This is a genomic window from Streptomyces sp. NPDC018031, from assembly GCF_044327625.1.
GTDB lineage: Bacteria > Actinomycetota > Actinomycetes > Streptomycetales > Streptomycetaceae > Streptomyces.
This window is the reverse complement of record NZ_JBIRFT010000002.1, coordinates 872,264-895,720: the sequence shown is the minus strand read 5'-3', so window position 1 is coordinate 895,720 and position 23,457 is coordinate 872,264. Positions and strand designations below refer to the sequence as shown.

The window sequence follows — 23,457 nt, the reverse complement described above, 5'->3', positions numbered from 1 at the left end:
CCAGGAGGCCCCTTCGTGTCGCTGTCCCGCACCAGAACGAGAGCCGCCCTCGCCACGGTCTCGGCCGCCGTGGCCGGGCTGCTCCTCGCCACCCTGCCCGCGACGTCCTCGCACGCCGAGGACCAGTCCGGCTGCCGCCCCGACGGGCTCTACACCACCCCCGGCGTCGACGTGCCGTACTGCTCGGTCTACGACACCGCCGGCCGCGAGAAGATGGGCGCCGACCACCAGCGCCGGGTCATCGGCTACTTCACCGGCTGGCGCACCGGCAAGGACGGCACCCCCGCCTACCTCGCCTCCGACATCCCGTGGGACAAGGTCACCCACATCAACTACGCCTTCGCACACGTCGACGGTGCCAACAAGGTGTCGGTGGGCGGCGGTGCGGACAATCCGGCCACCGGCATGACCTGGCCCGGGGTGGCCGGCGCCGAGATGGACCCGGAGCTGCCCTACCAGGGCCACTTCAACCTGCTCAACAAGTTCAAGAAGAAGCACCCCGGCGTCAAGACGCTGATCTCGGTGGGCGGCTGGGCCGAGACCGGCGGCTACTTCGACGACAGCGGCAAGCGGGTGGACTCCGGTGGCTTCTACGGCATGGCCACCAACGCCGACGGCTCGGTCAACCAGGCCGGGATCGACACCTTCGCCGACTCGGCCGTCTCCTTCATCCGGACGTACGGCTTCAACGGCGTCGACATCGACTACGAGTACCCGACGTCGATGAAGGACGCCGGCAACCCGCTGGACTGGAAGATCGCCAACGCCCGCCGGGCCGGTCTCAACAAGGGCTACGCCGCCCTGATGAAGACGCTGCGCGAGAAGCTGGACCGGGCGGGCGCGGCCGACGGCAGGCACTACCTGCTCTCGGTGGCGGCCCCCTCCTCGGGCTATCTGCTGCGCGGCATGGAGACGTACCAGACGACCAAGTACCTGGACTACGTCAACATCATGTCCTACGACCTGCACGGCGCCTGGAACGAGCACGTCGGCCCGAACGCCGCGCTCTACGACGACGGCAGGGACGGGGAGCTGGCCAAGGCCGGCGTGTACACCACCGCGCAGTACGGCGGGCTGGGGTACCTCAACGGCGACTGGTCCTACCACTACTTCCGCGGCGCGATGCCGGCCGGGCGGATCAACCTCGGCCTGCCCTACTACACCCGCGGCTGGAAGAACGTCACCGGCGGCACCGACGGGCTGTGGGGCACCGCCAAGGCTGCCTCCTGCCCCGCCGGATCGGGCCTGACCACCTGCGGTGACGGCGCCGTCGGGATCGACAACCTGTGGCACGACAAGGACGACGACGGCAAGGAGTCACCCGCCGGCTCCAACCCCATGTGGCACGCCAAGAACCTGGAGAAGGGGGTCACCGGCGACTACCTGAGCCGGTACGGCTTCCCGGCGGACACCAGGCTGACCGGCACCTACGCGCGCAAGTACGACGCCACCCTGGTAGCGCCGTGGCTGTGGAACGCCGAGAAGAAGGTCTTCCTCTCCACCGAGGACGAGCAGTCGGTGGCCGCCAAGGCGAAGTACGTGGTCGACCAGGGGCTGGGCGGCACCATGGTGTGGGAGCTGGCCGGCGACTACGACTGGAACGCCGCCAAGGGGCAGTACGAGCCGGGCGACACGCTCACCACCACCCTGTACGACGCGTTCAGATCCGCCCCCGGCTACGGCGCGCAGCGGGCCACCACCACACTGCCCCAGGAGGTCGTCGACCTCGACGTCAGCTTCCGCGACTTCCCGCTCGGCGACTCCAACTACCCGATCAGCCCGAAGATGCGCATCACCAACAACAGCGGTGCGACCATCCCCGGCGGCGCGGAGTTCCAGTTCGACTACGCCACCTCGGCACCCGGCAACGCCAAGGACCAGTCCGGCTGGGGACTGAAGGTCGTCCGCAGCGACCACACCGCGGGGAACAACGTCGGCGGGCTGAAGGGCGCCTACCACCGGGCCTCGGTGAAACTCCCCGGCTGGCAGTCGCTGGCCCCGGGCGCCTCGGTGGACGTCGACTTCGTCTACTACCTGCCGGTGTCCACCCCGTCCAACTGGACCGTGAGCTTCGACGGCCGGACCTACGGGCTCGCCGGCGACCTGACCCGCGGCGCCAAGGTCGTCCGCCCCGGTGACGGCGGTACGCCGACCCCGACGCCCACCCCGCCCGGCGGCACCTGCACCGCGCCGGCCTGGAGCGCGACCGCCGTCTACACCGGTGGCGCCACGGTCTCCTGGGCCGACCACAACTGGAAGGCCCGCTGGTGGACCCAGGGCGAGCGGCCCGGTTCCGGCTCGGCCGTCTGGCAGGACCTGGGCGCCTGCTGACCCACCGGGCGCCGGTCGCCGCCCCGCGCGGGAGGCGGCCGGCGTCCGGGGCCCGGCCGGCGCCGCACGGCCGGCCCGCCGCGCGCCCCTCCGGCCGGGACCGCCGTCCCGGCCGGAGGGGGCGCGCGGTCGTGCCCGGACCGGGTCAGCGGGGCCGTTCCGGTGCGCCCTTCCCGGCCCGGGGGTCCAGCACCTCGGCCGTCATCACCCGCCGGAACGGCAGCACCGTCACCGCGACGGCGACCGCGAAGACCGCGAACGCCGGGCGCGGCCCCAGCCACTGGGCGAGCAGCCCGACCGCCCCCGCGCCGACCGGCATGGCGCCCCAGGTGAACAGCCGGCCGGCCGCTCCGGCCCGGCCGAGCAGGGCGTCGGGCACCCGTTCCTGGGTGAGGGTGCGGGAGTTGACCGACCAGAGGGTGCCGCCCATGCCGCCGGCGAACGCGGCGGCCGTCACCGCCCAGGACGCGGTCGTCACGGCGGGCACGGCCATCATCGCGAGGGTGCCGACCAGATCGGCGAACATCACCCGGCGGCGGCCGAACACCCGGTTGAGCCGGGTGACGGAGACCGCGCCCACGAGCCCGCCCAGGCCGAGCGCGCCGAGCAGGGTGCCGTACTCGCGGGAGTCCAGCCCCATCGCCCCGGTGGCGTACAGCGGCATCAGCGCCAGCCAGGCGCCCCAGCAGGCGCACAGCACGGTGAGGATCAGCGACATGGTGCGCAGCAGCCGCTCCCGCCACAGATGGCGCAGACCTGCCGCGATCTGCTGGTGGACGGTCTCCCGGGCGGCCGGGGCGCCGGTCGGGCGCGGGTCGCGCTCGGCGCGGAAGCGGCCCGCCAGCAGCAGGAGCACCAGGGACGCGGCGAGGTAGGACACCCCGGTCGCCCCCAAGGCGAACCCGGCCCCGGCGGTGAGCAGCAGGCCGCCGACGAACGGTCCGCAGAACTCGTTGCAGACGGTCTCCGCGCCGGCGATCCACGCGTTGGCGCGTTCGCGTCCGGCGGGTGGGACGAGGGCCGGGACCAGCGCCGCGGCGGCGGTGAGCGCGATGACCTCCGCGACGCCGAGGACCGCGCCGGCCGCGCACAGCACGGGGATGGACAGCCGGTCGGTGGCGGTGGCGTGGAGCAGCGCGCCGATGGCGAGCAGTCGCATGCCGTCGGCGAGCCAGAGCAGCCGGCGGCGGTCGAACCGGTCGACCAGGACGCCGACGTGGAGGGCGACCAGCAGCCAGGGCAGGGTCAGTGTGAGGGCCACCGCCGCGACCTGCGCCGGGGAGCCGGAGACACGGGTGGCGAGCAGCGGCAGCGCGATCTTGGTGACCCCGTCCGCGAGGTTGGTGACGGCGGTGAAGATGAGGAGCACGGCGGTGTTGCGGCTGCCGCGGGGTGCCGCCTCCCCGGCCGCGGACGGGGGCGGTGCGGTGCGGCGCACCGTTTCCAGAGCCTGCTCACCCATACCCAACTCCTAACCATCTATCTACTTAGCCGGTTGACCGCCGGGCCGAGTGTGCCATGGGACGCGGTCATCCCGCTACCGGTCAAACCGTTGACCGGTTAGCCGCTGTAGGCTGGCGGGACACGGAGGTGACACATGCTGAAGGCCCCGGCCCCGGCGCTGCTCGTCGAGGCGTTCGCCAACACGCTCGATGTCCATCTGGGCACCGACGCCCTGGCCACGCCCGCGCTGCTCGCGGACTGGCTGGTCGACCGCGGCCTGCTCGACCGCCGTCCGCGCGTCGGCGACGAGGACCACGCCCTCACCCTGCGGCTGCGCGCCGGCATCCGCGAGGAACTGGGCACCCACGTCGGCGACGTCCCGGACGCGGCGGTCCTGGCCGCGGCGGACGAGGCGCTGCGGGAGCTGCCGGTGCTGGTGACCGTGCGCGGCGGAGCCGCCACCCCGGCGCCCGGGCTGCGGCCGGCGCGCCGGGGTGTCGCCGCGATCGCCCTGGCCTGGGCGCAGGTGACCGCCACCGGGGAGGCCGCCCGGCTCAAGCGCTGCGCGGAGCACACCTGCGCCGAGGTGTTCTGGGACGTGTCGAAGAACCGCAGCCGCCGCTGGTGCTCCATGCAGGTGTGCGGCAACCGCGCCAAGGCCCGCGCGCACGCGGCCCGGCAGGCCCGGGCGGCCGGCCGCCCCGGGGACGCGAACTGACGCCGGCCCGGCCGCCGGACCACTCTGCGAGGATGTCCCCCATGGACGAGGAAGTCATCCCGATCCTGCACGTCGGGGACGCCGCGGCGGCGGTCGCCTGGTACGGCCGGCTGGGCTTCACCCGGCAGTGGGAGCACCGTTTCGAGCCGGAGCTGCCCGCGTTCGTCGAGATCGCCCGGGGCCCGGTGCGGCTGTTCCTGTCGGAGCACGCGGGCGATGCCCGCCCCGGCACGCTGGTGTACCTGCGGGTGCGGGACGTCGACGCGGTCGCCGCGGAGTTCGGGGTGGTCCCCCAGGACGCGCCGTGGGCCCGCGAGGTGGAGCTGCGCGACCCGGACGGCAACCGGCTGCGGGTGGGCACTCCGGCGCCGTGACCCCGCCGGCCGGCGCCTCCGGACCGCCCTGGCCGGTGGCGGGGCACCCGGCCCGGATCACGAGGGGCGCCCGGCGCCCCGGCGGCCGGCCGGCGCGCGGTGGGGCGCCGGCGCGCGGTCAGCCGATGGCGAACCGCAGTTCGGGCCGTGCCCAGGTGACCGCGGGCGGCGACGGGGCGACCGTGCCGACCCGCTCGGCGCCCAGCCGCCGGTAGAACCTCTCGGCCGGCGGGTGCGCGACCACCCGGACCGCGCCCAGCCCGACCCGGAAGGCCTGCGCCTTCATGTGCTCGATCAGCAGCCTGCCGATGCCCGCGCCCTGCGCCTCGTCCGCCACGAACGCCAGGTCCAGCTCCGCGGGTTCCAGCACCAGGGCGTAGAAGCCCAGCAGCCGGCCGGCCCCGTCGACGGCCTTGAAGACCTGGTGCCGGGCCAGGTAGTCGGCGGTGACCCGGTAGCCGGAGATGATCGAGGCGTAGTCGCCCCGGTAGGCGGCGGACGCGTGGATCAGGTCGGTGAGCGGAGTGGCGTCCGCCGCGGCGGCGCGCTTGATCGTTGTCTGCACCATCGCCGCAGTATAGGGGCGCCGCCGGGAAGGGGTCATTACCGTCGAGCCGCACGGGACGCCGCGGACGGTCAGCGGCCACCGGCGAACCCCTTGACCGTTTGACAGGAGTTTGTCCAGGTTCTATCACAGGAATCAGGACGCCACGGAAGATCGTCCGCGGCGGACCGGACGGCCGCACCGGACCGGGGGCGGGCATCCGGAGGCGCACCGCGCCGGGTGCCTCGCGAAGGTGAGGTGGAGAGGCAGGGCTGACATGGCGCGCGCAGTCGGAATCGACCTGGGCACGACCAACTCCGTGGTGAGCGTGCTGGAGGGCGGTGAACCCACGGTCATCGCCAACACCGAAGGCGCCCGGACCACCCCGTCGGTCGTGGCCTTCGCCAAGGGCGGCGACGTCCTGGTCGGCGAGATCGCCAAGCGCCAGGCGGTGACCAACGTCGAACGCACCGCCCGCTCGGTCAAGCGGCACATGGGCGATCCCGGATGGCGGTTCCCGGAGACCGGCGAGATCGACGGCAAGCGGTACACCGCCCAGGAGATATCGGCCCGGGTGCTGCAGAAGCTGAAACGGGACGCGGCGGCGTACCTGGGCGAGGACGTGACGGACGCGGTGATCACCGTCCCCGCGTACTTCAACGACGCCCAGCGCACCGCGACCAAGGAGGCCGGCGAGATCGCCGGGCTCAGGGTGCTGCGGATCGTCAACGAGCCGACGGCCGCGGCGCTCGCCTACGGGCTGGACAAGGAGAACGACCAGACGATCCTCGTCTTCGACCTCGGCGGCGGCACCTTCGACGTGTCGCTGCTGGAGATCGGCGAGGGGGTGGTCGAGGTGAAGTCCACCAACGGCGACACCCAGCTGGGCGGCGACGACTGGGACCAGCGGATCGTGGACCATGTGATCGCCCGGTTCCGCGGCAGCCACGGCGTGGACCTGTCGCGGGACAAGATGGCCGTCCAGCGGCTGCGGGAGGCGGCCGAACGGGCCAAGATCGAACTGTCGGCCGCGACCGAGACCACCATCAACCTGCCGTACATCAGCGCCTCGCCCGAGGGTCCGCTGCACCTGGACGAGAAGCTCGGCCGCGCCCGGTTCCAGGAGCTCACCGCCGACCTGCTGGAGCGCTGCGAGACCCCCTTCCGGCGCGCGGTCGAGGATGCCGGGATCAAGGTCGAGGACATCGACCACGTGATCCTGGTGGGCGGCTCCACCCGGATGCCGGCGGTGACCGACCTGGTCAAGGAGCTGACCGGCAAGGAGCCGCACAAGGGCGTCAACCCGGACGAGGTCGTCGCCGTCGGCGCCTCGCTGCAGGCCGGTGTGCTCAAGGGCGAGGTCAAGGACGTCCTGCTGCTGGACGTCACCCCGCTGTCCCTCGGTATCGAGACCAAGGGCGGCATCATGACCAAGCTGATCGAGCGCAACACCACCATCCCGACGAAGCGCTCGGAGATCTTCACCACCGCCGAGGACAACCAGCCGTCGGTGCAGATCCAGGTCTTCCAGGGCGAGCGCGAGATCGCCGCGTACAACAAGAAGCTCGGCATGTTCGAGCTGACCGGCCTGCCGCCGGCCCCGCGCGGGGTCCCGCAGATCGAGGTCACCTTCGACATCGACGCCAACGGCATCATGCACGTGGCCGCGAAGGACCTGGGCACCGGCAAGGAGCAGAAGATGACCGTCACCGGCGGCTCCTCGCTGCCGAAGGACGACATCGACCGCATGGTGCGGGAGGCCGAGCAGTACGCGGAGGAGGACCACCGCCGCCGCGAGGCCGCCGAGACCCGCAACCAGGCCGAGCAGCTCGTCTACCAGACCGAGCGGCTGCTGCGGGACAACGCGGACAAGATCCCGGCCGACGTCCGTGACGAGGTGGCGGCCGCGATCACGGACCTGAAGAAGAAGCTCGAGGGCGACGACACCGCGGCGCTCCGGGCCGCGACCGAGAAGGCCGCGACGGCCGCGCAGAAGATCGGCACCGTCCTGTACGCCCCGCCCCGGACCGCCCCCGACGAGGGCACCGGCTCCGACGGCGCGCCCCCGGGCCCGGACGAGGACGTGGTCGACGCCGAGATCGTCGACGACGAGCAGCAGCGCAGGGAGGGCGACGGATGAAGCGGCCACCCCGGTATCCGCCGCCGGCCGTCCGGGACGGGCCGCGGAGCACCGGCCCGGAGCGGCCCGGCGCCGTCGCGCCGCCCGCCGGTGGCGCCGGCGAACCGCCGGACCGGAGCGCCGGCGGTGCGGCCGCCGCCACCGGGCCGGGCGGGCGGAGCACGGCGCCGGACCCGCGGGCCCGGCTCCAGGAGCGCACCGCGGATCTGCAGCGGCTGAAGGCCGAGTACGACAACTACCGCAAGCGGGTGCGCCGGGACCGGCTGGCCGTCCGGGAGATCGCGGTGGCCAATGTGCTCGACACGCTGCTGCCGGTACTCGACGCCATCGACGGGGCGCGTGCGGCCGGTGAGGTGACCGGCGGGTTCGAGCGGGTGGTCGGTGCCCTGGAAGGCGGGCTCACCGCGCTGGGCCTGCGGTCGGTCGGCCGGCCGGGGGAACCGTTCGACCCCACCGTGCACCAGGCGCTCCAGCACGCCCACGACGACCGCGTGGCGAGCGCCACCTGCGCGGTGGTGCACCGACCCGGCTACCGGGTCGGCGACCACCTGCTCCGGCCCGCCCAGGTCACCGTGGTGGACCCGCCGCCGGAGGCCACCGGGCCGGGCACCTCGCGGGAGTGAGCGCCGGCCGCTCCCGTGCCGTGCCGTGCTGGCCGGCCGGTCCGGCACGGCACGGGGAGACGACGCGACCGCGGTCACCCGGCGGGGGCGGTGGTCGCCCGGGCGAGGGCGGTCGCCCGGCGGGGGCGGTCAGGCGGCCCGGGCGAGTTCGGCCCGGCCGAACAGCAGCGGGTAGCCGGCGGGGAGCGCGGCGAGGACGCGGGTGAGCAGGTCGGGCCCGGCCATGCGGGCGACCACGGCGAAGACGGTGCCGGTGTCCCACCGCGAGGTGGCCGGGGTGCCGCCGGTCCGGTCCGCGAGGTCCTTCACGAAACCCCAGCCGGTGAGGGGTTCGGGGTCGGGCACCTGGGCGGCGAACACCCGGGCCGCCTCGGTCGGCAGGTGGGCCGCCAGCGCGACCCGCTCGTCGCCGGTGAGCTGCCGGCCCAGCGCGGCGAGCACGGCGCGCACCACCTTCTCGGCGCGCTCGCGGGTGGGGTACGCGCCCTCGTACCGCACGGTCTCCAGCATCTGCTCGAACGTCATGACCGCCGCGGGCCGGACCGCTTCGGGCTGGTGGAACATCGGTGGCTCGGTCACCTTTCTCTTCTCCGGGACACGGAGGACGGGACCGGGGGGACCGCTTCCCGTCCTCCGTCACTGCTGGTCACGTGGTCCGGCTCAGCCGCTGATCTCCCTGCGCGTACGGTCCCCGCCGACGGCGATCCTGCGGGGCTTGGCGCGTTCGGCGATCGGGATGCGCAGGGTGAGCACACCCGCGTCGTAGTCGGCCCGGACGTTCTCCGTGTCGAGGGTGTCGGCCAGCACGAACCGGCGGGAGAAGACACCCAGCGGCCGCTCGGCCAGCTCCATCTGCACGTCGTCGGCGCCGGCCGCGGGCCGCCGCTCGGCCTTGACGGTGAGCATGTTCCGTTCGACGTCGACGTCGATCGCCTCGGGGGAGACGCCGGGCAGGTCGAGAGCGATGACGTACTCGTCGCCCGCCCGGTAGGCGTCCATCGGCATCGGCGCCGGCCTGGACCAGGTGCCGGTCGGGTTCAGCAGCCGCTCGGTGAGACGGTCGAACTCGCGGAACGGATCGGTGCGCATCAACATGGCGAGACACCTCCATCAGTTCAGTGCCAATGCGCTTCGTCTGCATCCGGTTGTAACATGTCATCCAAGCGATGACAAGCACGCTGTCATCCGATCGATGACACAGAGGAGGGAGGCTTCCCGTGCCCGCAGCCGACCGGCCCCCGACCCCCGCGCCCGTGCCCTTCCTCGCCGCTGCGGCGGCGTTGAGGGCAATCGACGAGGCCGTCCGCGCCGCACGCGCCGCGGACGCCGACGAACCCCCCGCGGCCGACCCGGAACCCCGGCAGGCCCTCGCCTCCCTCCTGCTGCTGCGGGAGGTCCGGGAACAGCTCTCCGGCTGGGAGAGCGGCCTGATCGAAACGGCCCGGGCGGCGGGCGCCAGCTGGGCCGACCTCGCCGGACCGCTGGGCGTCGCCAGCCGCCAGGCCGCCGAACGCCGCTATCTGCGGCTGCGCCCGGGCGCCGCCGACACCACCGGGGAGCAGCGCGTCCAGGCCACCCGGGACCGCCGGGCCGCCGACCGCACCGTCGCCGCCTGGGCCCGCCTCAACGCGGCCGACCTGCGCCGTCTCGCGGGCCGGATCACCGCCCTCACCGACCTGCCGGCCGCGGCCCGCGACCTCGTCGGCGACCTCGACCAGGCCCTCGCCGCCGACGACGCGGCCCGGCTGGTGGACCCACTGGCCGCCACCCGCCCGCATCTGGAGCCCGGCCACCCCGAGCTGGCCGCCCGGGTCGACGGCATCACCCGGCACACCGACCGGCTCCGCCGGGACAGCGACGGCCGGCGCCGCGCCACCTGACCGCCCCTGACGGCGCCGGGAGCCGTGGTGGGGCGGCGCCCCGGAATCCCGCTACGGCGGGCGGGTCACTCCGCCGGTCGAGCCGCCGCGCGGCGGGGTAGAACCAGGGCATGTGTGCCGCAGCGCAGCCGTGTCCCGTCGGTCCGGACGTACCGGCCGGCCCGCCCTCCGGCCCCGCGGGGCAGCCGGCGGAGGACGGGGCGCGCCCGGCCGGGGCGGCCGGGCGGGGGCCGGTCCGCGGGGTGCTGTTCGACTTCTCCGGCACCCTGTTCCGGATGGAGCCGGCCGAGTCCTGGCTGCGGACCGTGCTCGACCGGGCGGGACTCCCCGCGGCCGACGCGGCGGTCGCGGAGCTGGCGCGCCGGCTGCGGGAGGCCGGAGCGGTACCGGGCGAGGCGGCGCCGCGGACGGTGCCGCCGCACCTCGCCGAGGTCTGGCGGACACGGGACAGCGACGCGGCGCGGCACCGGGCGGCCTACACCGCGATGGCCCGCCGGGTCCCGCTGCCGCGCGAGGAGTTGTACGACGCCCTGTACACCCGCCACACGGAACCGGCCGCGTGGCAGCCGTACCCGGACGCGGCCGGGGTACTGGGCGGCCTGCGCGCCCGCGGGGTCCCGGTGGCGGTGGTGAGCAACATCGGCTGGAACCTGCGGCCGGTGTTCCGCGCGCACGGGCTGGACCGGTTCGTCGACGCCTACGCCCTGTCCTTCGAGCACGGGGTGCAGAAGCCGGACGGGCGGCTCTTCGCGGCGGCGTGCCGGGCGCTGGGCCGGGCGCCCGGTGACGTCCTGATGGTCGGCGACAGCCCGCGGGCGGACGGCGGGGCGGCGCGCCTGGGGTGCCGGGTCCACCTGGTGGACCATCTTCCGGTGGAGCGACGGCCGACCGGACTGCTGCCGGTACTGGATCTGGTGGCGGGGTCCGCCGGCTGATCGCCGGGCTCGCGCGGGGCCGGTCCGTGCGCCCCGGACCGCCCGGATACCGGGGCGCGAAGCCCTGCCGGGGCCGGGCGCGGCGGACCCCCGCTTCGACTCCACCGGACAACTCGCCATCTTCCTGCGGGCGCGGCGAATGACGATGCTCTGGTGTCGCGCACGTGCCCCATAGACGGCCCGCGACAGCGAACGACACCTCAGGAGCGCCTGCCGGTGAGGGCGCTGGTCAGCGGTGTCAGGGGATGGAGACACTCGATCCGAACTCGAACGTGCCGCTCGCACCACCGGGCGGGACACTGCCGATCGCCTCTCCCTGACAGTCCGGCCCGTCGTAGACGGTGGCAGTCTGATCGGTCTGGTTGATCACGATCAGCGGATTGATCTGCCCGTTGTGGCAGCCGCTGGGGTTCTCGTACGACCTCGGGACGATCGTCAGGACTCCGTTCGCGGCCACGGCCTGCCCTGATGACGACACGACCAGGGCCGCCGCCGCGATCACCGACGCCAGCACCGCTCCGATACGACGCATCACTACCTCCGGAAGAGCTCAGGAAGGCACCAGCGCCTCCCGGCACATTGCTACCGACCTTCGCTTGAGCACTGCTCATTTCCGACTGAGCCAGGACCACCGGGAGCGCTACCGGTGACGGAACCTGTCGAACACGAAGCGTCCCGCCTCACCCGCCGCGGCGACCGCCGGAATCTCCACGGCCATCCCCGAGACGACTCCCGGCGCGCACGGCCGACTCCGGGCCGCCGACCTCGACCGGACCCCGATGACCGACCGGGTATGGACTCCGGCGGCCACACGCCTGAACCCCCGAAACCCGCCCCGAGCCCGCCTCGAACAGCGGTCCGGCACAGCGGTGGCAGATGGTGCCGCGTTCGCAGACCCCCGGGACCGTCTTCTCGAAACCCGTGTGCGCCAAGGCGGCCCAAGAGGCCGGTCCCGCCCCACGGAACCGGGATCCACGGACTCCGCCACACGTACGCGAGCGTCCTCGTCGCGCGCGGCGCCGGAGGCCCAAGGCCGTGGCCGTACGCTGGGCGACACCGGTGGAAGTGGCCATGAGCGTGTACGCGCACCTGTTTCCTGACGAGGACCAGGAGACGAGGCCGTCGTGGACGACTTTTCGGAACGTGCCCTCGATGCGCCCCGCTCCCCCGAGCAGCCACAAAAGCCCAGGTGAGAGACGTAGAGCCGCCGATCTCGGACGATCCCCCGTTTCGCCCGAAATCGACGGCAACCGCGAAGGGTCCGCTCCGTTCGGCGGCGGGCGGACATCTCGCGGCACGCTGAGTATATTGGCTTTCAGCCAGTCAACGCAGGAGTTACAGGATGTCCCCCCGGAGCGCATCGGTCAATGAGGAACTGCGGCGGCGTTCGCAGACGCGGCTGCTGGACGCGACGGTCGAGCTGGTGGACCAACGCGGCTACGAGGCGACCACGCTGGCCGACATCGCCGACCGGGCCGGCGCGGCACGCGGCCTGGTGTCGTACTACTTTCCCAGCAAGCGGGAACTCCTGCAGTCGGCCGTGCACCGCCTGATGCACCGGGAGTTGGCGGCGGCCCTGGAGCGGGAGCCCGCGGCCACCGACGGCCGGGAGCGGCTGGCCCGGGCGATCGACGCCGTGCTGGGACTGGCCCGGGACCGGCCGCGGCTGATGCGCACGCACATGGCGGGCATCCTGACCGCGGAGGGCTTCGTCCAGTGCCCGGAGCAGCAGAAGCTGGCCTCCCTGCTCCGGGGGACGGTCACCGCGTACGGCTCGGCGGAACCGGACACCGACTACGTGCTGCTGCGCGCCCTGCTGATGGGCGCGGTGGTGGCGATCCTGCTGCCGGGGGCGCCGATGCCGCCGGAGCGGCTGCGCGCGGAACTGTTCCACCGGTACGGGCTGGACTGGCACCAGGGCGCCCCGCCGGGTGCCGAACCACCCGGCGGGGCGCCGTCACGGTCGGACGGCTGACGCCGGCCGCGGGGGCCGGCGCCGGCCGGTCGTCACCGGTAGTCGGGCTGGGTCTGCACGTTGAGTTCGTGCAGGCGGACCCGCTCGGCGCTGTCGGTGCGCCTGTCGTCGATCTTCAGGACGTCGAAGCCCTTGGCCATGTCGTTGGAGTAGATGTACCCGTTGTAGTAGTAGGCGGACCAGGAGCCGCCGCCGACCGGCTTGTCCGCGGAGAGCGGCCCGCGCTCGAAGTAGCCGATCTCCTTGGGCTTGTCGGAGTCGGTGAAGTCCCAGACCGAGACCCCGCCCTGGTACCAGGCCTGGACCATGATGTCGCGGCCCTTGACCGGGATCAGGGAGCCGTTGTGCGCGACGCAGTTCTCGGTGTCGGCCTGGTGGCGCGGGATCTTGAAGTAGCTCCGGAAGACCAGCTTGCGGTGCTTGCCCTTGCCGACGATGTCGTAGATGCCGTCGGCGCCGCGGTCCGGACCGACCTTGGCGTTGCAGGTGGCGGCGCCGCCGCCGCCGAGCTCGTCGGTGAAGACGACCTTGTTGCCCCGCTCGTTGAAGGTCGCCGAGTGCCAGAAGGAGAAGTTCTCCAGGTCCTTCACCCGGTCGATCACCTTCGGCGCGGCCGGGTCGGCGATGTCCAGCAGGACGCCGTCACCCATGCAGGCGCCCGCGGCCAGCTTCAGCCGGGGGAAGACGGTGATGTCGTGGCAGCCGGTGGTGGGGACCATGTCCGGCTTGCCGGCGTCACCCGGGTTGCCGCCGTCCGGGAAGAGCACCGGGAAGTCGACGACCGCGGACTTCTCCGGGTTGGCGCGGGGCACCTTCACGATGGAGATGCCGTCGTGCGGCGGCTGGCAGTCGGGGAAGCTCGCGCTCGGCGAGTAGGACGAGACGTAGACGTAGACGTCCTTGCGGTCCGGCACCAGGGTGTGGGTGTGCGAGCCGCATGCGGTCTCGACCGCGGCGACGTACCGGGGGTTCCGCTTGTCGGTGATGTCGAAGACCTTGACGCCCTCCCACGAGGACTTCTCGCTGGCCGGCTGCGTGGTGCTGTTGCAGGAGTCGTCGCTGCGCGAGGAGTCGGTCGACAGGATGAGCAGGTTGCCGGAGACGGCGACGTCGTTCTGCGCGCCGGGGCAGAGCACCTGGCTGACCGTCTTCGGGTTCCGCGGGTCGCTCACGTCGAAGACGACGAAGCCGTCGTAGTTGCCCGCGAAGGCGTACTTGCCCTGGAACGCCAGGTCGGAGTTGGTGCCCTTCAGCGCCTGCTTGGGGATGTTGGCGAGGTGGCTGATGTTGTCGCTGTGGACCACCTCGTCGACACCGGGTATGTCGCCGTTCTCGATGGCGGACCGGGCCTCGGAGGTCTGGGCCCGGGTCAGCGGCTCCGCCTTCGGTCCGCTGCCCGGGTCGGGCGACGCGGCTGCCGGGCCGGCCATGAGCAGGGAGGCCACCAGGCCGAACGCGGCAGCGGCCGCGCCGAGGTATCTGTGTCGCGTCGATGGTCGGTGCCACGACTTCACTGCGTACTCCCTTGCGTTCGTTCGGGGTTGAACCGTTCACGGCCCACGGCAGTATCGCTCCAAGCGTGTACACAACAACAGATGGCAACACACATGTAATGAACTTTTCCGATCACGACCAGCCACGGACGTGCTAGTACGGTCACTGTCATGGAACCGCTCGCCGGTCCTTCCCTCACCACTGGAGGTCACCGTGTTCAACCGTCGGACGGCGGCACGCCCGGGCGCGTCCGCGCCGGCCGTGGCCCTGGTGATGGCGGCACTCGCCCTGGCCGGGTGCGAGTCGGGCGGCGACCGTGAGACGGACGGGAAGAAGGACTCGCCCGCGGTGATCGCGCCGGGCAAGCCGGGCGAGCCGGCGAAGACCCTCTCGGCCGAGGAGGCGGAGCAGGCGGGCGACGACGACTCGCCCAACTCCGCCGACTTCGGCTACGTCCGCATGATGATCGTCCACCACCGGCAGGCCCTGGTGATGACCGATCTCGCCCCCGACCGGGCCGAGTCGGGCCGGGTCAAGAAGCTGGCCGAGCGCATCTCGGCCGGCCAGGGGCCCGAGATCACCGCCATGGAGGGCTGGCTGGCCAACCACGGCGGCGACGGCAAGGGCGGCCACGGGGGCCACGAGGACCACGGGTCGATGCCGGGCATGGCCACCGAGAAGCAGCTGGCCGAACTCCGCGCCGCGCGCGGCGAGAAGTTCGACGAGCTCTTCCTCAAGCTGATGATCACCCACCACACGGGTGCCGTGACCATGGCCACCGACGTCCTGAAGTCGGGCAACAACGTGCTGGTGGAGGAGATGGCGGGCGATGTGATCTCCCAGCAGAGCATCGAGATCCGGCGGATGCGGGAGCTCGACTGACCCCGGCCGGAGCGTCACCCGCCACCGGCGGGCGTGATCACTCCGGCGCGGAGGGCGACACCGGGGCACCGCTGACGGTGATCGCGCCGGCCGGGCACAACTCGGCGGCCTGACCCGCCGCTTCGGCGAGGTGCGGCGGCGGGGCGGGGTCCAGCAGCAGCACCCGGCCGACCTTGCGGTCCTGGTCGAACACCTCCGGCGCGGTCAGGGCGCACATGCCGGCGCCGCAGCAGCGCTTCCGGTCCACGCTGATCTCCATCGGTCACGCACCGTCCCAGGTGACCGGGAGCCGGAGCACGCCGGAGATCTGCGAGTGGTTCAGCGGCACCTCCTCGGGCGGCACGGCCAGCCGCAGCGTCGGGAACCGCCGGAACAGCGCGGGGAAGGCGACGCGCATCTCGACACGGGCCAGCTGCTGGCCCAGGCACTGGTGGATGCCGTGCCCGAAGGCCAGATGACCGACGGCGGAACGCCGCAGGTCCAGGTCGTCGGGGTCGGCGAACCTGGCCGGGTCGCGGTCGGCGGCGTGCACCGCGAGCGTCACCATCTCCCCGGCGCGCACCACCTCGCCTCCCAGCTCGACGTCCTCCAGCGCAGCCCGCCCCAGGAAGGGGGTGATGGTCAGATAGCGCAGCAGCTCCTCCACGGCTCCGTCGGTCAGGTCTCCGTCGGCGCGCCAGGCGTCGAGCTGCTCGGGCCGGCCGAGCAGGGCGAAGGTGCCCAGCGCGAGCATGCTGGAGGTGGTCTCCAGGCCGGCGCCCATCAGCAGGATCGCGATGTTGACGAGTTCCTCGTCCGTGAGCCCGGTGGTGGCCAGGTCACCGAGCAGGTCGTCGGTGGGCTCGGCGCGCTTGGCCCGCACCAGGTCCCGCAGGTACCCGACGCTCCCGGCCATGGCGCGGTCCAGTTCGTCCTGGGTCGCGTCCGGGTCGTTGGCCGTGGTCGCGGTGTCCCGGAAGAGCTCGCGGTCGGCGTAGGGCACACCCAGCAGCTCACAGATCATCAGCGCCGGGACGGGCTGCGCGTAGGCCCGCACCAGATCCACCGGCGGGCCCATCCGTTCCATGTGGTCCAGCTGCTCGGTGGCGACCTTCTCGACGTGTTCAGCGAGCCGGCGCATCCGGCGGACGGTGAACTTGCCGGTGAGCATTCGCCGGTAGCGGGTGTGCTCGGGCGCGTCCATCTGGAGGAACATGCCCGGCGCGGCCGGCGGGAACTCCATCAGGGCCGCCGCGCCGGGAAAGGGCGAGTGGGCGATCTCGGCCCGGGTGCTGAAGCGCGGGTCGGCCAGCACCGATCGGACCAGGGCGTGGCTCGTCACCAGCCAGCCGAGGTGCCCGTCGGGGTAGCGCATCCGGACCAGCGGCCGCTCCCGGCGTAACCGCGTCAGCTCCTCGGCGGGATCGAAGGGGCAGCCCGGAGGCCGCGTCATGGGCAGTTCGCCGACGGCCGGCGGGGACTGGGTCATCTCGGTTCCATTCCGGTCGGGGCAGGCGGCACGCCAGGCCCCGGCCTCGTCACAAACCTTCAGTACCCAGGAAACGCTACGTTGCATTCAATTCTCAATCAATATTCGGAGTTGCGCTTCTGCGTGTTCCACCAGGTCAGTTACGTGGAATCATTGCAATGATGCTGAAGCTGAATGCAATTCCGAACCGCACTTTGTTGCAATGGGATGGAAGTGAACGCACACTGTCCACCGACCCCGTGGCCATCGGGGTCCCCCGAGGCACAGGAGGCGGCGCCGATGCCGGGCGGCAGACTGACACAGCAGGACCGCCGGAAGATCGCCGCGGGCCTGACCGGAGGGCTCGGCTATGCCGACATCGCCCGGCAGTTGGACCGGCCCACCTCGACCGTCACCCGGGAGGTGCTGCGCAACGGCGGCGCCGACGGCTACCGTGCCGAGCAGGCCCAGCGGGCGACCGAACGGCGCGCCCGCCGCGGCCGGCGGACCCCTCCCCCGGCGCCACCGGCCGCCCCCGACACCTACGGGCGGGACCCCGCGGCGGTGCGCGAGTTCGCGGAGCGGTTCACCGCGCTGCTGATCCTGACCGGGCTCCCCCGGATGCCGGCGAACGTGCTCACCTGCCTGCTCACCACCGACGCCGGCAGTCTGACGGCCGCCGAGCTGGTCCGGCGGCTGCGGGTCAGCCCCGCCTCGGTCTCCAAGGCCGTCGGCTTCCTCGAGGGGCAGCACCTGCTCCGCCGGGAACGCCGCTCCGGTCAGCGGGCCGAGCGGTACGTCGTCGACCCCGACGTCTGGTACCGGGCCTGGCAGGCCGGGGTGCGGGCGAACAACGCGCTGGCGGCAGCGGCCGGCGGAGGTGCCGAGATCATGGGCACCACGACACCCGCCGGCGCCCGGCTGGAGGAGATGAGCGCGTTCCTGGAACACCTCGGCCGCGACCTGGCCGAGCAGGCCGAGTACTGGTGGCGGTTCCTGGCGGACCGGCGGACGGCGGAGTGACCACCCCCGCCCCGCCGGCCGCGTCCCGGACCGGGCGGCGCGGCCCGGCCGGTCCGGGCCCGCCGCGGCGCGGCGGGCACCGGACGCTTCGCCCGGGGTGGAGCGCGGGTACCGCTCGGGCCCTCCGCCCGGGCCCGGGCCGCCGGCCTCCGCAGCCGGGCGGGGCGGCTCGGCTCCCCGCGCACCCTATGGCTACCGCCCCGTCGGGGCGACCGCCGCCAGGGCGTCGACGCTGCCGGACATCACGGTGCGCAGGTGCTCGGTGAGGTGCTCGACGGGCCAGTCCCACCAGGCGAGTTCCAGCAGCCGCGCGATGTCGGCGTCGCTGAAGCGGCGGCGCAGCACCCGGGCCGGGTTCCCCCCGACCACGGCGTAGTCGGGGACGTCGTCGACGACGACCGAACCGGAGGCGACGATCGCTCCGTGGCCGATGCGGACCCCGGGCATCACCGTGGCCCGGTAGCCGAACCAGACGTCATGGCCGACCACCGTGTCCCCCCGGCCGGGCAGCCCGGTGACGAGGTCGAAGTGATCCGTCCACGATCCGCCCATGATGGGGAAGGGAAAGGTGGAGGGGCCGTCCATCCGGTGGTTGGCACCGTTCATGATGAACCGCACGCCCTCGCCCAGCGCGCAGAACTTCCCGATCACCAGCCGTTCCGGGCCGTAGTGGTACAGCACGTTGCGGGTCTCGAACGCGGTCGGGTCGTCCGGGTCGTCGTAGTACGAGAACTCCCCCACCTCGATCAGCGGCGAGGTCACCAGCGGTTTCAGCAGCACCACCCGGGCCTGTCCGGGCATCGGGTGGAGCACGGTGGGATCAGCGGGACGAGCAGACACGGTGGACCACGCTTCCTCGGTTGCGGGCAGAACGGGAACCACCATGATCGCCCGTCACCTCACCACCGGCACCGGCGATTTCGGTGCCGGGACCGGAGGGCGGTCAGCCGCCGCCGTCCGGCCGGTGTGGTCGCCGGTCCGAACGGCACGCCCGCCGGCCGCGGCGCCCGGCGGTGCGCCCCGCACGCCCGCACCCCCGGAGGGCCGGCGGGCCCACCTCCGGACCCGGCTGAAGGGGGTCGCTAGTACAGCATGCAGGGGGGTGGCGGCCCGCCGCTGCAATCGGCCCACACCATGCCGCAGAAGCAACTGCACGCGTCGGAGAGCCCGCAGGCGCCGATGCACTTGATGAAGAGGTCGAAACAGGGACCCGCGAGGACGATCTCCCCGCTGTCCCGGTGCTGCCGCCGCGCCGCCAGGTAGCGGCCGGAGTCGCCGGGCACCGTTGACTCGGCAGTGAATCCAGGCAGAGACATGATGAGTCAACTCCCGCTTTCCGCTGTGGGAAGACTCCCGGGCCCACTTCTCATGCTACGCGCCTGGCGCGCTGGCCCGCAGACCCTGCGCGTTCCTCCGGGCGGTGCGGTGATCCCGGGGAAAGTGCCTGGTGAAGACGGACGTTGCCATGACCCGCCGGCCGCGCACGGGGCGGGGCGCGGAGGTCGACGCAGCGGTTCCAAGGACCGGGGCGCACCGGGCGCCACGCCGCGCCGGTGCCACCGCGCCGTGCGCCCCGTCCCGGCCGCCACGCCGCGGAGGCGGCCCGGGCCGGCGCCGCGACCGCCGGGGTGTCGCGGCGCGCCGGATGCCCGGGGCGGGGTGCAGACTCTGTGGTGCCGGACACGTCCGGTATCCGATCCGGCAGCCGACGGCGACCGGACGCCCGGCGAGACCCAGGAGGCGATCCGCCATGGACGAGGTACTGCTCGCGGTGGGCACCCGCAAGGGCCTGTTCCTCGGCCGCCGCGGCGGCGGCGTGTGGTCCTTCACCGGCCCCCGCTTCCCCATGCAGGCCGTGTACTCGATCGGCATCGACACCCGCCGCCGGGTGCCCCGGCTGCTGGTCGGCGCCGACAGCACGCACTGGGGTCCGTCGGTCTTCCGCTCCGACGACCTGGGCGCCACCTGGCAGGAGCCGCCGAAACCGGCGGTGCGGTTCCCCGCGGGGACCCGGACCTCGCTGGAGCGGGTGTGGCAGTTGCAGCCGGCCGGGCCCGACGCCCCGGACGTGGTGTACGCCGGGACCCAGCCGGGCGCCCTGTTCCGGTCCGAGGACGGCGGCGAGACCTTCGCGTTCGTGCGGAGCCTGTGGGAGCATCCGCAGCGCGCCCGGTGGGGCGCGGGGTACGGCGGCCAGGCGGTGCACACCGTGCTCACCCACCCGCGGGACTCGGCCCGGGTACTCGCCGCGGTCTCCTCCGGCGGCGTCTACCGCTCGGCGGACGCCGGGCGCAGCTGGGCACCGTCCAACGCGGGGATCCGGGCGGACTTCCTGCCCGACCACTATCCGGAGTTCGGGCAGTGCGTGCACAAGATCGCACCGGACCCGGTCGTCCCGGACCGGCTCTACCTGCAGAACCACGGCGGGGTCTACCGCAGCGACGACGCGGGCGCGAGCTGGGCGGAGATCGGCGGCGGGCTGCCCGCGGACTTCGGTTTCGCGGTCGCCACCCATCCGCGGCGCGGTGGCGTCGCGTACGTCTTCCCGGTCAACGACGGCGGCGACCGCTTCCCGCCCGGATACCGGTGCCGCGTCTACCGCACCGAGGACGCCGGGGCGTCCTGGTCCCCGCTCTCCGCCGGACTGCCCGCCGACGACCACTACGGGGTGGTGCTGCGGGACGCGCTGCGCACCGACGACGCCGACCCGGCGGGCGTCTACTTCGGCAACCGCAACGGCGAGGTCTTCGCCAGCGAGGACGAGGGGGACAGCTGGCGGCAGCTCGCCCGCCATCTGCCCGACGTGCTGTGCGTGCGGGCGGCGGTGGTCGGCTGAGGGGGCGGCGCCCGGCGGGGCGGGACCGGCCGGGCGGGGGCCGGCCGCGGGCCGCCCGGCGACCGGGTGGGGGCTCACCCGCTGAGCCGATAGAGTGACGGATCGTGGCTGCGCGACGACCGTTGAACGAAATTGTGGAGACCGGCTGGGCCGAGGCACTCGAGCCGGTGGCCCAGCGGATCACCGAGATGGGCGACTTCCTCCGCGGCGAGATCGCCGCGGGCCGCACCTACCTGCCGGCCGGGCAGCATGTGCTCCGCGCCTTCCAGCAGCCCTTCGACGAGGTGCGGGTGCTCATCGTGGGCCAGGACCCGTATCCGACCCCGGGGCACGCGGTGGGGCTCAGCTTCTCGGTGGCCCCCGAGGTCCGGCCGCTGCCCGGCAGCCTGGAGAACATCTACCGGGAGCTGCACACCGACCTCGGCCATCCGCGGCCTTCCAGCGGCGACCTCACCCCGTGGACGCAGCAGGGCGTGCTGCTGCTGAACCGGGCGCTGACGACCGCGCCGCGGCGGCCCGCCGCGCACCGCGGCAAGGGCTGGGAGGAGGTCACCGAGCAGGCCATCCGGGCCCTGGTGGCCCGCGGTCGCCCGCTGGTGTCGATCCTGTGGGGGCGGGACGCCCGTAATCTGCGGCCGCTGCTCGGCGACCTGCCGAGTGTGGAATCCGCCCATCCGTCCCCGATGTCCGCCGACCGGGGGTTCTTCGGGTCCCGCCCGTTCAGCCGTGCCAACGAGCTGCTGGTGCGGCAGGGGGCGCAGCCGGTGGAGTGGCGTCTGCCCTGAGCAGGCCCGAGGAGAGCGGTCCGGATGACGGTACTCTGCCCGTCATGACCACACATCCGAACACTCCTGCGGGTTGGTACGCCGACCCGCAGGGCACGCCTGACCTGCTGCGTTGGTGGGACGGCAGCCAGTGGACCGAGCACACCCACCCGGGCGGGCCCGGCCAGGTGCCGCACCAGCCGGTGGCCGACCCGGCCCGCGTCCAGCGTCAGGTCCAGCAGCAGGCCGGGGTCGTCCAGCCCGGGGTCGGCGGCGGCACGCTCTTCACCGAGCCGGTGCTGGTGGTGAACCAGAAGGCCAAGCTGATCGAGCTCACCAACGAGTACAGCGTCTTCGACCAGCACGGCCGCACCCTCGGCTCGGTGGTCCAGGTGGGGCAGTCGACGCTGAAGAAGGTCGCCCGCTTCGTCTCCAGTCTCGACCAGTTCATGACCCACCGGCTGGAGATCCGCGACGCCAACGGGCAGCCGCACCTGGTGCTCACCCGGCCGCGGAAGTTCATGAAGTCCAAGGTGATCGTGGAGCGCCCGGACGGTCAGCCGGTGGGCGAGATCGTCCAGCAGAACGTCATCGGGAAGATCAACTTCTCGATCGAGGTCAACGGGCAGCGGGTCGGCGCCATCAAGGCGGAGAACTGGCGCGCCTGGAACTTCTCCATCGTGGACCACACGGAGACCGAGGTCGCCCGGATCACCAAGACCTGGGAGGGCCTGGCGAAGACCATGTTCACCACGGCGGACAACTACGTGCTGCAGATCCACCGGCAGCTGCCGGACCCGCTGCTGAGCATGGTCGTGGCGACGGCGCTGACCGTCGACACCGCCCTCAAGCAGGACGCCCGCGGGTTCGGCTGAGCCCGGTGGACGCCCAGCAGGACACCGCCCCGGCCGGCCCGGGCCCGGGTGCCGCTGCCCCGGCCGCGCCCGGCAGCACCGCCGCGCCCCGCCCCGGCCACGTCCTGGGTGTCGACTCCGGCGGTTCCGGGGTGCGGATCGCGATCGCCCGCGCCGACACGCCCGGCGCGCCTTCGGTGTGGTCATCGGCCGCGCCGGCCGTCGTCGGTGAGCGCGGCATCGACGCCGCGGGCCTGCTGGCCCGGGTGCTGCCGGCCATCCGGGACCTGCTCCGACGGGCCGGCACCGACCGGCTCGACGCCGTGTGCGTGGGGGCGGCCGGCATGGCGACGCTGGGCGAGGACCTGCGCGCCACCCTGCCGCGGGTGCTGGCCGAGGAGTTCGGGGTGCGCCGGCTCGCGCTGGCCGCCGACGGCGTCACCGCCTACGCCGGAGCGCTGGGCCAGCGGCCCGGCGCGGTGGTCGCGGCCGGCACCGGCCTGATCGCCCTCGGCACCGGACTGGACGACGGCTGGCGCCGCGCCGACGGCTGGGGCCATCTGCTCGGGGACTGCGGCAGCGGCGCCTGGATCGGGCGCGCGGGCCTGGAGGCCGCGCTGCGCGCGTACGACGGGCGGCCCGGCGGCTCACGGCCGCTGCTGGCCCGCGCGGAGGCGGTGTTCGGCCCGGCCGGCGAACTGCCCGGGGCGCTCTACCCCCGAGCCGACCGGCCCGCCGTGCTGGCGTCCTTCGCCCCGGAGGTCGGCCGGTGCGCGGAGCACGACCCGGTGGCCGCGGCCATCCTGGACACCGCGGCCCGCCACATCGCCGAGGCGGCGGAGGCGGTCTGCCCGAAGGCGCCCGCACCGTCCCACGCGCCCGGCCGGCCCACCGCCGGACCCCGGTGCGCGGTGGCGCTCACCGGAGGGCTGTTCCGGATGGGCGACCGGCTGCTCACCCCGGTCCGCGCGGAGCTGGCGGCCCGGTTGCCCCATGCCGAGCTGCGGGAGGCGGCGGGCGACCCGCTGGCCGGCGCGGTGGCGGTGGCCGCGGCACTCGCCACCGACTCCTTGCGGCTGCCCCCGGACCCGGCCCTGCTGCACCTCGTCTGACCGGCCGCCGCCCCGGGGCTCGGCACGCCCCGCCCCGGACCGGACCGGCGCGCGCCCCCGCGGTGGCGGACCGCCGCGCCTC

24 protein-coding genes are annotated in these 23,457 nt (G+C 73.5%); 14 read left to right on the top strand and 10 right to left on the bottom strand.

Annotated features, from left to right (window positions below; genetic code table 11):
* Window positions 1-15: 15 nt before the first annotated feature.
* A complete protein-coding gene (locus ACH4B3_RS10260) occupies window positions 16-2,331 on the top strand; it encodes a chitinase C-terminal domain-containing protein (protein WP_398462295.1) in 2,316 nt (771 codons plus the stop codon).
* Window positions 2,332-2,476: 145 nt separating this feature from the next.
* On the opposite strand, the gene ACH4B3_RS10255 is transcribed toward ACH4B3_RS10260, so the two are convergent.
* Window positions 2,477-3,793 (bottom strand): MFS transporter, encoded by a 1,317-nt coding sequence (locus ACH4B3_RS10255; RefSeq protein WP_398462294.1) that lies wholly within the window; start codon window positions 3,791-3,793, stop codon window positions 2,477-2,479.
* 135 nt (window positions 3,794-3,928) lie between these two features.
* On the opposite strand from ACH4B3_RS10255, the gene ACH4B3_RS10250 reads away from it, so the two are divergent.
* Together ACH4B3_RS10250 and ACH4B3_RS10245 are read left to right on the top strand one after the other, a co-directional pair.
* Window positions 3,929-4,492, top strand: a complete 564-nt coding sequence (locus tag ACH4B3_RS10250; RefSeq protein WP_398462293.1) for a CGNR zinc finger domain-containing protein — start codon at window positions 3,929-3,931, stop codon at window positions 4,490-4,492.
* Between the two features lie 41 nt (window positions 4,493-4,533).
* Window positions 4,534-4,866 (top strand): glyoxalase superfamily protein, encoded by a 333-nt coding sequence (locus tag ACH4B3_RS10245; protein ID WP_398462292.1) that lies wholly within the window; start codon window positions 4,534-4,536, stop codon window positions 4,864-4,866.
* A 118-nt stretch (window positions 4,867-4,984) separates the two neighbouring features.
* On the opposite strand, the gene ACH4B3_RS10240 is transcribed toward ACH4B3_RS10245, so the two are convergent.
* On the bottom strand, window positions 4,985-5,434 hold the full coding sequence (locus ACH4B3_RS10240; protein ID WP_398462291.1) for a GNAT family N-acetyltransferase: 450 nt from the start codon (window positions 5,432-5,434) through the stop codon (window positions 4,985-4,987).
* Window positions 5,435-5,687: 253 nt separating this feature from the next.
* Here ACH4B3_RS10240 and dnaK point away from each other — a divergent pair, with 253 nt between their 5' ends.
* Window positions 5,688-7,550, top strand: coding sequence for a molecular chaperone DnaK (gene dnaK, locus ACH4B3_RS10235; protein ID WP_398462290.1), 1,863 nt, complete (start codon window positions 5,688-5,690; stop codon window positions 7,548-7,550).
* The gene (gene grpE, locus ACH4B3_RS10230; protein ID WP_398462289.1) at window positions 7,547-8,173 is read left to right on the top strand and encodes a nucleotide exchange factor GrpE; all 627 of its coding nucleotides are present in this window, start codon (window positions 7,547-7,549) and stop codon (window positions 8,171-8,173) included. The genes dnaK and grpE overlap by 4 nt, the downstream gene beginning before the upstream one ends.
* Window positions 8,174-8,302: 129 nt before the next feature.
* Here grpE and ACH4B3_RS10225 read toward each other — a convergent pair whose 3' ends face one another.
* Both ACH4B3_RS10225 and ACH4B3_RS10220 read right to left on the bottom strand, forming a co-directional pair.
* A complete protein-coding gene (locus ACH4B3_RS10225; protein ID WP_398462354.1) occupies window positions 8,303-8,737 on the bottom strand; it encodes a DUF2267 domain-containing protein in 435 nt (144 codons plus the stop codon).
* Between the two features lie 96 nt (window positions 8,738-8,833).
* Window positions 8,834-9,268, bottom strand: coding sequence for an Hsp20/alpha crystallin family protein (locus tag ACH4B3_RS10220; protein ID WP_398462288.1), 435 nt, complete (start codon window positions 9,266-9,268; stop codon window positions 8,834-8,836).
* A gap of 122 nt (window positions 9,269-9,390) precedes the next feature.
* Between ACH4B3_RS10220 and ACH4B3_RS10215 the strand changes: the two genes are divergently transcribed.
* Together ACH4B3_RS10215 and ACH4B3_RS10210 are read left to right on the top strand one after the other, a co-directional pair.
* Window positions 9,391-10,053, top strand: coding sequence for a hypothetical protein (locus tag ACH4B3_RS10215; RefSeq protein WP_398462287.1), 663 nt, complete (start codon window positions 9,391-9,393; stop codon window positions 10,051-10,053).
* Between the two features lie 110 nt (window positions 10,054-10,163).
* On the top strand, window positions 10,164-10,988 hold the full coding sequence (locus ACH4B3_RS10210) for an HAD family hydrolase (RefSeq protein ID WP_398462286.1): 825 nt from the start codon (window positions 10,164-10,166) through the stop codon (window positions 10,986-10,988).
* Between the two features lie 238 nt (window positions 10,989-11,226).
* Here ACH4B3_RS10210 and ACH4B3_RS10205 read toward each other — a convergent pair whose 3' ends face one another.
* Entirely contained in the window at window positions 11,227-11,520 is a 294-nt protein-coding gene (locus ACH4B3_RS10205; protein WP_398462285.1) for a hypothetical protein, read from the bottom strand.
* An 810-nt stretch (window positions 11,521-12,330) separates the two neighbouring features.
* Between ACH4B3_RS10205 and ACH4B3_RS10200 the strand changes: the two genes are divergently transcribed.
* Entirely contained in the window at window positions 12,331-12,963 is a 633-nt protein-coding gene (locus ACH4B3_RS10200; protein WP_398462284.1) for a TetR/AcrR family transcriptional regulator, read from the top strand.
* 32 nt (window positions 12,964-12,995) lie between these two features.
* On the opposite strand, the gene ACH4B3_RS10195 is transcribed toward ACH4B3_RS10200, so the two are convergent.
* Entirely contained in the window at window positions 12,996-14,393 is a 1,398-nt protein-coding gene (locus ACH4B3_RS10195; RefSeq protein ID WP_398462353.1) for an LVIVD repeat-containing protein, read from the bottom strand.
* Window positions 14,394-14,670: 277 nt separating this feature from the next.
* On the opposite strand from ACH4B3_RS10195, the gene ACH4B3_RS10190 reads away from it, so the two are divergent.
* Window positions 14,671-15,339 carry a DUF305 domain-containing protein gene (locus tag ACH4B3_RS10190; protein WP_398462283.1) on the top strand — a complete coding sequence of 223 codons (669 nt, stop codon included), beginning with the start codon at window positions 14,671-14,673 and terminating at the stop codon, window positions 15,337-15,339.
* A 37-nt stretch (window positions 15,340-15,376) separates the two neighbouring features.
* Here ACH4B3_RS10190 and ACH4B3_RS10185 read toward each other — a convergent pair whose 3' ends face one another.
* Window positions 15,377-15,598 carry a ferredoxin gene (locus tag ACH4B3_RS10185; protein ID WP_398462282.1) on the bottom strand — a complete coding sequence of 74 codons (222 nt, stop codon included), beginning with the start codon at window positions 15,596-15,598 and terminating at the stop codon, window positions 15,377-15,379.
* A 3-nt stretch (window positions 15,599-15,601) separates the two neighbouring features.
* Window positions 15,602-16,807, bottom strand: a complete 1,206-nt coding sequence (locus tag ACH4B3_RS10180) for a cytochrome P450 (protein WP_398462281.1) — start codon at window positions 16,805-16,807, stop codon at window positions 15,602-15,604.
* A gap of 279 nt (window positions 16,808-17,086) precedes the next feature.
* Here ACH4B3_RS10180 and ACH4B3_RS10175 point away from each other — a divergent pair, with 279 nt between their 5' ends.
* Window positions 17,087-17,809 carry a helix-turn-helix domain-containing protein gene (locus ACH4B3_RS10175; RefSeq protein ID WP_398462280.1) on the top strand — a complete coding sequence of 241 codons (723 nt, stop codon included), beginning with the start codon at window positions 17,087-17,089 and terminating at the stop codon, window positions 17,807-17,809.
* A gap of 192 nt (window positions 17,810-18,001) precedes the next feature.
* On the opposite strand, the gene ACH4B3_RS10170 is transcribed toward ACH4B3_RS10175, so the two are convergent.
* Together ACH4B3_RS10170 and ACH4B3_RS10165 are read right to left on the bottom strand one after the other, a co-directional pair.
* A complete protein-coding gene (locus ACH4B3_RS10170) occupies window positions 18,002-18,610 on the bottom strand; it encodes a CatB-related O-acetyltransferase (RefSeq protein ID WP_398462352.1) in 609 nt (202 codons plus the stop codon).
* Window positions 18,611-18,891: 281 nt separating this feature from the next.
* Window positions 18,892-19,125 (bottom strand): hypothetical protein, encoded by a 234-nt coding sequence (locus ACH4B3_RS10165; RefSeq protein ID WP_398462279.1) that lies wholly within the window; start codon window positions 19,123-19,125, stop codon window positions 18,892-18,894.
* Window positions 19,126-19,559: 434 nt separating this feature from the next.
* Here ACH4B3_RS10165 and ACH4B3_RS10160 point away from each other — a divergent pair, with 434 nt between their 5' ends.
* From ACH4B3_RS10160 to ACH4B3_RS10145, 4 genes are all read left to right on the top strand, one after another.
* The gene (locus ACH4B3_RS10160; RefSeq protein ID WP_398462278.1) at window positions 19,560-20,645 is read left to right on the top strand and encodes a WD40/YVTN/BNR-like repeat-containing protein; all 1,086 of its coding nucleotides are present in this window, start codon (window positions 19,560-19,562) and stop codon (window positions 20,643-20,645) included.
* A gap of 122 nt (window positions 20,646-20,767) precedes the next feature.
* Window positions 20,768-21,430, top strand: coding sequence for a uracil-DNA glycosylase (locus ACH4B3_RS10155; protein ID WP_398462351.1), 663 nt, complete (start codon window positions 20,768-20,770; stop codon window positions 21,428-21,430).
* Window positions 21,431-21,474: 44 nt separating this feature from the next.
* Window positions 21,475-22,284: a phospholipid scramblase-related protein gene (locus tag ACH4B3_RS10150; protein ID WP_398462277.1), complete on the top strand. Its 810-nt coding sequence runs from the start codon at window positions 21,475-21,477 to the stop codon at window positions 22,282-22,284.
* Window positions 22,281-23,375: an N-acetylglucosamine kinase gene (locus ACH4B3_RS10145; protein WP_398462350.1), complete on the top strand. Its 1,095-nt coding sequence runs from the start codon at window positions 22,281-22,283 to the stop codon at window positions 23,373-23,375. The genes ACH4B3_RS10150 and ACH4B3_RS10145 overlap by 4 nt, the downstream gene beginning before the upstream one ends.
* Window positions 23,376-23,457 lie beyond the last annotated feature (82 nt).